We start from the raw sequence: 10,701 nt of genomic DNA on the forward strand, positions 1-10,701 counted from the left end.
GAGCATTCTGTCTCTGACAACGGCGACTAAGGAACGGTTGACTCATGACTAACATCCAGATCTTCGAACCCGGTCTGTGCTGCGGCACGGGCATCTGCGGCGTGGACGTCGACCAGCAGCTCATCACGTTCTCGGCCGACATGGACTGGGTACGCACCGAAGGTGGCGACGTCGCACGGTTCAACCTCGCCCAGGAGCCGCTGGCTTTCGCCGAAAACGACACCGCCCGCACCTTCCTGCACACGGCCGGCGAGGAAGGGCTCCCCGTCGTGCTCGTCCACGGCGCCACCGTGCTGACCGGCCGCTACCCGACCCGCGCCGAGCTGGCCCGCTGGGCCGGCCTTGCCGTTGCCCCGGTCCCCGCGGCACGATTGCTGCCCATGGCCACCGCCACGGCCACCGCCGCGGCCGCCGCCACGGAACAAGGCGATTCCGCCTGCTGCGGCGGAACCAGCTGCTGCTAGAACGATAATGACTGCTCTGAAGTTCCTCGACGCCGCCCCGCGCTTCCTCTTCTTCACCGGCAAGGGCGGGGTCGGCAAGACCTCCGTCGCCTGCGCGACGGCCGTGCGTCTGGCCGATGCCGGGGCATCCGTTCTGCTCGTCAGCACCGACCCGGCCTCCAACGTGGGCCAGGTCTTCGGCGTCACCATCGGCAACACCGTCACCCCGATCGACTCCGTGCCGGGTCTGTCCGCCCTGGAAATCGATCCGGAGCAGGCCGTGGAGCAGTACCGGGAACGCATCGTCGGACCGGTGCGCGGCGTGCTTCCGGCCGCGGCCGTCGCCTCGATCGAGGAACAGCTCTCCGGCGCCTGCACCACCGAAATCGCCTCGTTCAACGAATTCACCGACCTCCTCACGGATGCCGCCTGGACCGCCGCCTACGACCACATCATCTTCGACACCGCGCCGACCGGCCACACGATCCGGCTCCTGCGGCTGCCGGGATCCTGGACGGACTTCCTCAACGAAGGCAAGGGTGACCCCTCCTGCCTGGGCCCGCTCTCCGGGCTGGAAAAGCAGCGGGCGATCTACGCCGAAGCCGTCTCCGCCCTCGCCGACCCGGCGCGCACCCGGCTGGTCCTGGTCGCCCGGGCCCAGCAGTCCACGCTGCAGGAGGCAGCCCGAACCCACACGGAACTGGCCGCGATCGGCATGGGCAACCAGTATCTGGTCGTCAACGGCATCCTTCCCGCCGACGTCGCGGGGACCGACCCCCTGGCGACGTCCATCCACAGCCGCGAACGCCTCGCCCTCGCGGACATATCCGAGGCCGTGAAAGCGCTGCCGACGGACCACATCGACCTGAAGAGCAACAACATGGTGGGCCTGCCCGCCCTGCGGAGCCTGCTCCAGCCCGGGAACTCCCCCACCGACCCCGCGGATGCCTCGCTGGTCACGCCGGACGCGCCGCTGTCGGCCCTCGTTGACGACATCGCCGCCGCAGGCCACGGGCTCGTCATGCTGATGGGCAAGGGCGGCGTCGGCAAGACCACCATGGCGGCAGCCATCGCCGTCGCACTCGCCGATCGCGGACTCCCGGTGCACCTGACGACGACGGACCCCGCTGCGCACCTGGCCGACACCCTCCACGGCGGCGCCGACAACCTCGAAGTCTCCCGCATCGACCCCGCCGTAGAGATCCAGCGCTACACCGACTCGGTCATGCGCAGCAAGGGCGCCCACCTCGACGAGCAGGGCCTGGCCATGCTGGCGGAGGACCTCCGCTCCCCGTGCACCGAGGAGATCGCCGTGTTCCAGGCGTTCTCCCGCGTCATCCGGGAGGCGAAGAGCAAATTCGTGGTGATGGACACGGCGCCGACCGGCCACACCCTGCTCCTCCTCGACGCGACCGGCTCCTACGACCGGGAGGTCAAGCGCCAGGTCGGCAGCACCATGCACCTCACCACCCCGATGATGAAGCTGCAGGACCCGGAGCAGACGAAGGTGCTGCTCGTCACCCTCGCCGAGACCACCCCGGTGCTCGAGGCAGCCGAGCTGCAGGAAGACCTGCGCCGCGCCGGCATCACGCCGTGGGCCTGGATCATCAACAACTCGATCGCGGCCGCGGCGCCGGACTCCCCCTTCCTCCGGGCGCGGGCCGCGAACGAGCTGGCAGAGATCGACCAGGTGCAGAGCCGCTACGCGGACAGGCTGGCCGTTGTCCCCCTGCTTTCGGCCGAGCCGGTCGGCATCCCGGCCCTGCGCGCCCTGCAGGAAGGCCGCCCGGTCGAGGTGGCCGCAGACGCCCAGGCCTGACCGGACCGGTCAGGCCCTCACTTCGGCCAGCAGCGCATCGATCTGGCCCAGCGCCTCCCGCATGCCTTCCTCCATGCCCATGGCCGACATCTTCTCGAGCTGCTCCACGCTCTCGAACGTGGTGACGGCGGTCATCCGGGTGCCAACCTCGGATGCTTCCAACGTCACGACACCGTGGGTGGCGCCCATGTCGCCGACGGGCTCACCGTTTTCGTCGGCGAAACCGTCGTCGAACTCCAGCCGGCGCGGCGGCTGGATCGACGTGATCACCCACCAGCCGCGGGCCTTCTCGCCATCGGGGCCGGTCATGTAGTAGTTCGACCGGCCACCCTGCACGAAGTCGTGCCGGTCGAAGGTGGCCGGCCACGTGGGCGGGCCCCACCACCGCTCGAGCTGGCGGGGATCCTCCCACACCTGCCACACCCGTTCCACGCTCGCGTCGAACTCGGCCACGAACGTGAGGGTCAGCGCCTCCGGGTCTTTGTGTGAACTGACGACAGTCATGAACTTTCTCCCTTACTCGTTTTCCTTTTTTCGGTCTTCAACTCGGTCTTCAACTCGGTCTTCTTCTCGGTCCTCGGACAGGATGCTGCTGATGTTCTGCACGCGATACCGCCAGAGTTCCTCGTAGCGCTGAAGCAGGCGGGTGGCCCGGCGGACGGTTTCGAGGTTTCCGTGCACGATCTGCTCCCTCCCCCGGCGTTCCTTGACGACCAGGGCCGCCCGCTCGAGCACCGCCACGTGCTTCTGGACCGCCGCGAAACTCATGGCATAGCCTGCGGCGAGCGTCGACACCGACTGCTCCTGCTGGACGACACGCACCACGATGTCCCGGCGCGTCGCATCAGCGAGCGCATGAAAGATGCGGTCCGCTTCGTCGTCCACTACGCTTTCTACAACCATTTGGTTGTACTTTAGCTTTCCTGACGTGGTGCCGCAAGGGGTTCGGATGCCGGCAGGCTCGGTCGGTCAGCCGGCGATTGCGAGGCCAAGCCCGAGGCCGATCATTCCCACTGCGATGCAGATGTCCAGAACGCGCCATGCCCCCGGACGAGCGAAGATCGGCCGGAGCAGGCGGGCGCCGAAGCCAAGGGCGAAGAACCAGACGAGGCTCGCGATCATGGCGCCGGCCGCCCACCACCAGCGCAGGTCAGGACCCTGCTGGTTGGCGATCGATCCGGCGAAAATCAGGGTGTCGAGGTACACGTGCGGGTTGAGCCAGGTGAAAGCCAGTGCGGTCACCACCGCTGCGCGGAGACGGATTGGGCGTTCGACGGTCAGCGTGCTGCCGCCCTGAGCCTCGGCAGCGCCCGGAGCCGGCGGCACCGCGCCGTCGTCGACGCGCAGCGCACCTGGGTGCACCGCGCGGCGAGCGGCCAGCACTCCGTAGCCGATCAGGAAGGCAGCGCCGACAAAGCGCAGCACGATGAGCGCCACGGGAAAGCGCTCGACCACGGAACCGATGCCGAGCACCCCGGCGGCGATGAGCGCGATGTCGGATGCGGCGCAGATAGCGACGACGGCGAGGATCTCCCGGCCCCGGCCGGCGATGCCGAGCCGCAGAACAAACGCGTTCTGGGCCCCGATGGCGACGATGAGGGCGAGCCCGGTTCCGAGGCCCATCAACAAGGGCGCAATCACGATCTGCATTATTCCTCGACCCTACTCAGCCGCCTGACGACAGAACAGCTAATGTTTCTTACTCACCGTTAGGAGAGCTAATGCCGTCGTATTCCCTCGAACATCTGCGGACCCTCGTGGCGGTCCTTGACGAGGGCACGTTCGACGCCGCCGCTGTGCGCCTGCACGTCACCGCCTCTGCAGTATCCCAGCGCATCAAGGCGATGGAGGAGGCGACCGGGCAGCTGCTCGTGCAACGCACGAATCCCGCCCGGGCCACCGCCGCGGGCGAAAGCGTGGCGCGCTACGCACGCGAAGTGGATCTACTCGGCAAAGACCTTCGCCGGGATCTGGGCGAGGACGGCCAGGAACAGGCGACGTACTCGATCGCCGTCGCCGTCAATGCGGACTCACTCGCGACCTGGTTCCTGCCCGCCCTCGCAACCGCCCACGAGCGCTTCGGCGCCATCTTCGACGTGCACCGTGACGATGAGGAGTACACCGTCTCCCTCCTTCGCTCCGGCACCGTCATGGCCGCAGTGACAGCGGCGGAACAGGCCGTGCAGGGATGCACGTCGAGTCTGCTCGGGGTCATGCGTTACAAGGCCGTCGCCTCCCCCGCCTTCCTCTCACGCTGGAACCCCCGCGGCGACCTCGCCGACCTCGACCGCATCCCAGTCGTCGACTTCGACCGGAAGGACGAGCTGCAGCGCGATTTTGTGCGCACGGCAACCGGCCGCGAGCCGTCCGGACCTCGGCACCTCATCCCGACCTCCGCCGACTTCGCCCGCTCGATTGTGCTTGGACTCGGCTGGGGTCTTCTGCCCGAGCAGCAGGCCGACGCCCACCTCCGCGCCGGCGCCCTCGTGGAGCTCGCGCCGAAGCATCCGGTCGACGTTCGGCTCTACTGGCAGCGGTGGAACCTCGCCTCTCCCCTGCTCGACGGCCTCACGCACGTCGTGCGGGAAGCGGCTGCGGCACGGCTCAGACGGTCTTAGTCCGACGCACGGCGCACCTGGCGGTGAGGCCTCCACAGATCAGTGGTGACTGTATAGTCAGTGCATGGTCGTCGACGTTCGCGACACCGATCCGCCCGAAAACGAAACGCGTCATCGCGTACGCGTTCTTCGGCCTGGCCGCCCACGTGATTGTCGATGCCGACCCGTCGATCTCTGGCCTTCGCGAAGCGGAGCACAGCCCGGTCGGGATCGCGCTGGCTGCCGTCATGCCGGTGCTGAGCTGGCTGGAGCGCCGCACCGGCCGTGAGCTGGGGTCGGCGTCGGCCGTGGCGGACTCGAAGCAGACCCTGATGTGCAGCTACTGTCCGCAGCGCACCTCGGTGGACTGCTGCTCAACTCTCTGCGGGGGTGGGGGTGGGCGGATTCGATCGCTGCCCTGGTGATTGCCGGATTCGGCTCAATCGAAGAGCTCGCTGAGCCAGTTCTCTTTCTTGCGCTTTCGCCCGTCCGAGTAACCGCCGTGGGACTGGCCGTGTGCGTCGTCCGTGCGGCCGCGTGACCAGCCGTCGTTCGCCGGGTAGCCGGCTGGAGGCTGGGCGGATGCCTGCGGCACGGCAGCGATCGAAGATCGCTCGATGATCTTGTCGAGTTCGCCACGGTCCAACCACACACCCCGGCACTGGGGGCAGTAGTCAATTTCGATCCCCGAGCGGTCTGTCATGACCAGGAGAGTGTCATCGGTGGGGCATTTCATTGGCAATCCAATCCAGGGGAAGGGCGATCCTATCCATGGAAAAAACCTATTGCCTCAAGCTGGCAACCGGCCCGCGGCGGCCGCACAATACACCGCAGTTGTTCATGCTCGCCGGCAGGCACCACGAGGAACGGCCGACCGGGACTACATGCCGTGACGTCGCCTCCAGGCAGGGCGCGCGGGTGACCAGACCCCGCTACCATGACCGGTGTCGACGACGGAAGGGGCTGATCAGGATGCCTGGTGAGAGCGAACGGACCCCGCGACTTCAGCCGCGATGGTTCATCGTGCTCTTCTGGAAGGTGCACCGGGCCCTGGTCCGGTTCACCGGCGGGCGTCGCGGCCTGTGGCCCGCTCGGGCCGAGCGTTGGGGCGCACTGCGATTGACCACAATCGGGCGCCGCAGCGGTCAGGAGCGCTCGGTGATCGTCGGCTATTTCGAGGACGGCCCGAACCTGGTGACCATGGCGATGAACGGCTGGGGCGAAGGAGAACCCGCGTGGTGGCTGAACCTGCAGGCGCACCCGCAGGCCCGGGTGCAGCTCACCGACGGGACCCGTGAGGTCGTCGCCCACGCCGCGACCGGGGCGGAGCGTGCCCGGCTCTGGGACCTCTGGCGGTCACTCGACAAGGATCTCGACGGCTACGCCCGCCGCCGGCCGACGGAGACGGCCGTGGTGGTCTTCGAACCCAGAATCTCAGGACCCGGAAGCTAAGGAAGCATCCCACCACTCGAGCACCCGCGTGCCGTAGAACGTGAGCCACCTGGACGGCTCGCCGGCCGGCACATCGACCTCGAACCACACCCGCCCGGGGTGGCGGCGCTCCTGCAGCCAGGTGCCGTCGGGGCGCCGGGCGGCGCGGATTACCTCGATGGCGTCGGCGAGCCGCGGATCGGGGGCCGTCCCGTCGTGCAGCGCCGCCGCCCGGAAGTAGTCCGCCGCGTTCAGCACACTGTAGAACCAGCGGAACGGGTACACGAACCGCGTCGCCCATGGAGCGACGGGCTCGCCGGTGGACAGCCGGCGCAGCAGCCGACGCTGCAGCAGGTATTCCTCACCGGCTCGTCGGGCAGCGCGCTGCGCGTCGCTGCCTCCGGTCGCAGCCTCGTAGTACAGCAGGCCCTTCAGCGAGTTGAGCGTGGAGTGGAATGACGACCGGGTCGAGCCCTCGACCCACTCGCAGTTCCAGCCGCCTTCGGCCATCTGGTGGTCGAGGAACCACTGGGCGATGCCGGAGACATCCGCCCCGAGCCAGACGCCGTTGGCGAGCGTGAACGCGTTGATGCAGCAGTCGACTTCGCCTCCCCAATACGGCAGGTTCTCGTATTCCCAGCGGCTGTTCGCGGCGAGCAGGTCGGCCGTGCCGGCCAGGACGGCGGCATCCAGGCCCCAGTCGCGGAGCGCGTTGAGCGACCACGTCGTCGCGGTGTACGGCTGTCCCGCGTCATCGGCCGCCTCGGGGCCCTCGAAGTCGAAGTCCTTCGGGAAGTACGCCCCGCCCGCCCACTGCCCGTCCGGCTCCTGCAGCGCGAGCAGCCGCGCACCGAACCCCTCCGTCGCGATTCGGGCCCGGGTCGCGCCCCACACGTCGGGTGGCGCGCCGGCCAGGTCGCGCTCGACCCGCCAGCGCAGCGCCGGGTCGGCGTCGAGCATCCAGTCGAGCAGGGCGGGGTCGAGGCTCATGGCCGACAGGCTACCGCGCTGCGACGAACCCGTTGCGGAAAGGCACGGGTAGCAGCCTGGGCTCAGGCGGGGCGATCAGGCGCCGATCAGCACCAACACGTGGTAGATGACGTAGACCGGCCAGACGGCCGCCTGGAGCAGTCCGAGGATGACGCCCCAGAATGATCCGCTTGACATCGAGATGAAGTAGATGGCGGCTCCGATGTACGCCAACAAGAAGACGAATCCCCATGGTCCCTCTCGCACGATCACCCGTGCCCGGCTGTCCGTACCCATCCGATCCTCCGTTTCCACGAGGTCTTCCTGACTACTCCATCGGCATAAAGATAGCCGCAGTGCCCGCAAAGCGACACCCCCGCGCCTCGGCACCAGTCCCGGGCGTTGTTCGGGCGCGTCTTCGTCGCACAGCACCGCGGCCAGCCAGATGATATACGATTCAGAAAGCGACAAAAGAACTGCGCGTTGGATTATCGAAGATACAGCGACAGTGATGTCCGATTCGCCCACAACGAAGTGAGGAAGCCGTGCAGTTCCACCACCACGGATACGTATCCACAGACCCGCGCATCCAGGACGCCGCAGGGGTCGGCCTCGACCGTCCCGACGAGCTCCCCGAGAATGTCGACGTGCTCATCGTCGGAACGGGCCCAGCGGGCATGATCACCGCAGCCCAGCTCTCCCAGTTCCCGGGTATCACGACTCGTATCGTGGAGCGCCGCGGCGCACGCCTTCCGATCGGGCAGGCCGACGGTATCCAGGCCCGCAGCGTCGAGACCTTCCAGGCGTTCGGTTTCGCGGAGCGCATCATCGCCGAGGCCTACCGCATTACCGAGATGGCATTCTGGAAGCCGGACCCGAGCGACCGGTCGCGCATCATCCGCACCGCTCGCGCGGTGGATGACCCCACCGGCATCAGCGAGTTCCCGCACCTCATCGTCAACCAGGCGCGCGTGTTGGACTACTTCGCCGAGGTGATGGCCAATTCGCCGACGCGAATGAAGCCTGATTTCGGCCTGGAGTTCCGCGGCCTGTCGAATAGCAACGAGGGCGAATATCCCGTCACGGTGACGCTCGCGCACACCACCGGGGAACGGGCGGGACAGGAGCGCACCGTTCACGCCAAATACGTGGTCGGCGCCGACGGTGCCCGCAGTGGCGTGCGCGACTCCATCGGCTGCACGCTCGCCGGCGACCAGGCAAAGCACGCCTGGGGGGTCATGGACGTGCTCGCGGTCACCGACTTCCCGGACATTCGCACGAAATGCGCGATCCAGTCCGGCTCGGGCGGAAGCATCCTGCTCATTCCGCGCGAGGGCGGCTACCTGTTCCGCATGTACGTCGACCTGGGCGACGTGGCCGACGACGACAATGGGGCCGTGCGAAAAACGACGATCGACGAAATCATCGGGAAAGCGAACGCGATCCTGCACCCCTACACGCTGGACGTGAAGAACGTCGCCTGGCACAGCGTGTACGAGGTCGCCCATCGTCTCACCGACCGATTCGACGACGTGCTCCCCCACGAGATCGGCACCCACACGCCGCGCGTCTTCATCACCGGTGACGCGTGCCACACGCACAGCGCCAAGGCCGGCCAGGGCATGAACGTCTCGATGCAGGACGGCTTCAACCTGGGCTGGAAGCTCGGCCATGTGCTCGACGGCCGCAGCCCCGAAACCCTGCTCGGCACCTACTCGGCCGAGCGTCAGGTCATCGCCAGGAACCTCATCGACTTCGACAAGGAGTGGTCGAGCCTGATGGCGAAAAAGCCGGAGGAGCTCGACGTGCCGTTGGAGGAGTTCTACACGAAGACCGCCGAGTTCCCTGCCGGTTTCATGACGCAGTACCCGGCGTCGATGCTGATTGGCGAGTCGACCCACCAGGAACTCGCCACCGGGTTCCCGGTCGGCAAGCGCTTCAAGTCCGCCCCGGTGGTTCGCGTCGCGGACGCCAACCCGGTGCAGCTGGGGCACCACCACCGCGCCGATGGGCGCTGGCGCGCGTACGCGTTCGCGGATGCCGCCGCATCCGGTGAGCCCTCGGCGCTGGCGGACTGGGCGCACTGGATGCAGACCTCGCCTGATTCGCCGCTTCTCGTGCACACTCCCGCGGGGAGCGACATCGACAGCGTCTTCGACGTCAAGGTGGTCTACCAGCAGGCGCACGCCGGCGTGGACATCGGCCGGGTTCCCGGCGCGTTCCTGCCGAAGACCGGTCCGTTCGCGCTGATCGACTACGAGAAGGTGTACGCCGCAGACCCGGAGCACGACATCTTCGAGCTCCGCGGCATCAACCGCGGTGGCGCGGTTGTGGTGGTGCGTCCGGACCAGTACGTGGCGAACGTGTTGCCGCTGACGGCGACCGCGGCGCTGGCTGCGTTCTTCCGGCAGATGCTGCTCGCCCGGTAGCCGGCTGGACGCGCTACGATGTACGTGATGTACTTCATGTACGTCCCCAACGGAGAAGAAGAGCCATGCCAATCACAGCCGACTACGGCTCGTTCACTGACGCACGTCTGCACCTCAAGGACGTCCTCGACGCCACTGAGCAGGGGCGCATCGTTACCGTGCTCCGCGACGCCCACTTGTCGGCAGTTATGCCGGCCGAGAAGCTCCGCGGATACTTCCACCGCACGGTCTCGCCCCGTGTGAAGGTGTACAGGGAGGACGGGCGTACGATCGCCCTCATGCAGGACCGCCCCTTTGTCTCGGAGGGCGAGGATATCTCTGGCGCTCTCGCAGACCTCGCTCTGTCACTGCGGGAATACGCGGATGATTGGGAGGACCGGCTCCAGGGTGCACCCAACCACACGGCCAATTGGGCGCTCGTTCAGCTGATCAAGCTCTCCGACGAGGATCAGCTCCTCGATTGGCTTGAGTGCGGTGGTGAGTAAGCACCCGGCTGCCACGCGTGAGCACCACGACGAGTTCTGCGAGGGAGAAGGCTGGAGCATCGTTCGCGGAGCTACGGGCCGGCCGGTATCGCACCATCGCACGTACGAGTTGACGCTATGGGACGGGCGAATCCTTCGAACCCGCATCTCGAAGCCCCTCGACAAATCGACATACTCTCCAAGCATGTGGTCACATATCTTACGAGAGCAGCTCGAAGTGACCGTGGATATCTTCTGGGCGTGCGTCCGCAAAGGGCGGCTCCCCGATCGGGGCGCACCCAAGAACCAGTGCGCCGATAACGCTCTGCCGCTCTACCTCATCCGAGCACTCAGCGAACTCGGCGTGGACGAGGCCAGCATTCTGACTCTGACACCGGGAGAAGCCGCAAACCTGCTCGCAGTGAAGCTGACTGAACAACAAAACCGGGGCTAGGGCGTGTCTCCTAATCGAATCGTGATTCGTTTGGGAGGGTGGAGGAATGTCTCGTACTGCTCTCCTGACCGATGACCAGTGGGCTCGGATCGAAT

13 protein-coding genes and 1 pseudogene are annotated in these 10,701 nt (G+C 67.1%); 8 read left to right on the forward strand and 6 right to left on the reverse strand.

The window, feature by feature from the left end; genetic code table 11:
- Nucleotides 1–44 precede the first annotated feature (44 nt).
- Together arsD and arsA are read left to right on the forward strand one after the other, a co-directional pair.
- Complete coding sequence (gene arsD, locus E3T33_RS09660; RefSeq protein WP_134575217.1) at nt 45–464, forward strand: arsenite efflux transporter metallochaperone ArsD; 420 nt, start codon at nt 45–47, stop codon at nt 462–464.
- A 7-nt stretch (nt 465–471) separates the two neighbouring features.
- Entirely contained in the window at nt 472–2,262 is a 1,791-nt protein-coding gene (arsA, locus tag E3T33_RS09665; RefSeq protein ID WP_134575218.1) for an arsenical pump-driving ATPase, read from the forward strand.
- Between the two features lie 9 nt (nt 2,263–2,271).
- On the opposite strand, the gene E3T33_RS09670 is transcribed toward arsA, so the two are convergent.
- From E3T33_RS09670 to E3T33_RS09680, 3 genes are all read right to left on the reverse strand, one after another.
- Complete coding sequence (locus tag E3T33_RS09670; protein ID WP_134575219.1) at nt 2,272–2,766, reverse strand: SRPBCC domain-containing protein; 495 nt, start codon at nt 2,764–2,766, stop codon at nt 2,272–2,274.
- A 12-nt stretch (nt 2,767–2,778) separates the two neighbouring features.
- Nucleotides 2,779–3,165, reverse strand: coding sequence for a helix-turn-helix domain-containing protein (locus tag E3T33_RS09675; RefSeq protein ID WP_134575220.1), 387 nt, complete (start codon nt 3,163–3,165; stop codon nt 2,779–2,781).
- Between the two features lie 66 nt (nt 3,166–3,231).
- Nucleotides 3,232–3,912, reverse strand: a complete 681-nt coding sequence (locus E3T33_RS09680; protein WP_092324476.1) for a LysE/ArgO family amino acid transporter — start codon at nt 3,910–3,912, stop codon at nt 3,232–3,234.
- A gap of 71 nt (nt 3,913–3,983) precedes the next feature.
- On the opposite strand from E3T33_RS09680, the gene E3T33_RS09685 reads away from it, so the two are divergent.
- Together E3T33_RS09685 and E3T33_RS09690 are read left to right on the forward strand one after the other, a co-directional pair.
- Nucleotides 3,984–4,880 carry a LysR family transcriptional regulator ArgP gene (locus tag E3T33_RS09685; RefSeq protein WP_092324474.1) on the forward strand — a complete coding sequence of 299 codons (897 nt, stop codon included), beginning with the start codon at nt 3,984–3,986 and terminating at the stop codon, nt 4,878–4,880.
- Between the two features lie 107 nt (nt 4,881–4,987).
- Nucleotides 4,988–5,400, forward strand: a pseudogene (locus E3T33_RS09690) (hypothetical protein); the annotation flags it as partial.
- Here the strand turns inward: E3T33_RS09690 and E3T33_RS09695 are convergent.
- Nucleotides 5,299–5,595 (reverse strand): zf-TFIIB domain-containing protein, encoded by a 297-nt coding sequence (locus E3T33_RS09695; RefSeq protein ID WP_092324473.1) that lies wholly within the window; start codon nt 5,593–5,595, stop codon nt 5,299–5,301. The pseudogene E3T33_RS09690 and the gene E3T33_RS09695 overlap by 102 nt on opposite strands.
- Nucleotides 5,596–5,831: 236 nt before the next feature.
- Between E3T33_RS09695 and E3T33_RS09700 the strand changes: the two genes are divergently transcribed.
- The gene (locus E3T33_RS09700; RefSeq protein ID WP_134575221.1) at nt 5,832–6,311 is read left to right on the forward strand and encodes a nitroreductase/quinone reductase family protein; all 480 of its coding nucleotides are present in this window, start codon (nt 5,832–5,834) and stop codon (nt 6,309–6,311) included.
- Here E3T33_RS09700 and E3T33_RS09705 read toward each other — a convergent pair.
- Both E3T33_RS09705 and E3T33_RS09710 read right to left on the reverse strand, forming a co-directional pair.
- Nucleotides 6,294–7,280 carry a squalene cyclase gene (locus E3T33_RS09705; RefSeq protein WP_092324470.1) on the reverse strand — a complete coding sequence of 329 codons (987 nt, stop codon included), beginning with the start codon at nt 7,278–7,280 and terminating at the stop codon, nt 6,294–6,296. The two genes, E3T33_RS09700 and E3T33_RS09705, sit on opposite strands and share 18 nt — an antisense overlap.
- A 75-nt stretch (nt 7,281–7,355) precedes the next feature.
- Nucleotides 7,356–7,556: a hypothetical protein gene (locus tag E3T33_RS09710; protein ID WP_092324521.1), complete on the reverse strand. Its 201-nt coding sequence runs from the start codon at nt 7,554–7,556 to the stop codon at nt 7,356–7,358.
- Between the two features lie 248 nt (nt 7,557–7,804).
- Between E3T33_RS09710 and E3T33_RS09715 the strand changes: the two genes are divergently transcribed.
- From E3T33_RS09715 to E3T33_RS15445, 3 genes are all read left to right on the forward strand, one after another.
- The gene (locus E3T33_RS09715; RefSeq protein WP_134575222.1) at nt 7,805–9,688 is read left to right on the forward strand and encodes an FAD-binding monooxygenase; all 1,884 of its coding nucleotides are present in this window, start codon (nt 7,805–7,807) and stop codon (nt 9,686–9,688) included.
- A gap of 65 nt (nt 9,689–9,753) precedes the next feature.
- A complete protein-coding gene (locus E3T33_RS09720) occupies nt 9,754–10,173 on the forward strand; it encodes a prevent-host-death protein (RefSeq protein WP_134575223.1) in 420 nt (139 codons plus the stop codon).
- A 184-nt stretch (nt 10,174–10,357) separates the two neighbouring features.
- The gene (locus tag E3T33_RS15445) at nt 10,358–10,606 is read left to right on the forward strand and encodes a hypothetical protein (protein ID WP_198417065.1); all 249 of its coding nucleotides are present in this window, start codon (nt 10,358–10,360) and stop codon (nt 10,604–10,606) included.
- The last annotated feature ends 95 nt before the right edge of the window (nt 10,607–10,701 follow it).

Source organism: Cryobacterium sp. TMT1-2-1 (assembly GCF_004403955.1).
Taxonomy (GTDB): domain Bacteria; phylum Actinomycetota; class Actinomycetes; order Actinomycetales; family Microbacteriaceae; genus Cryobacterium; species Cryobacterium psychrotolerans.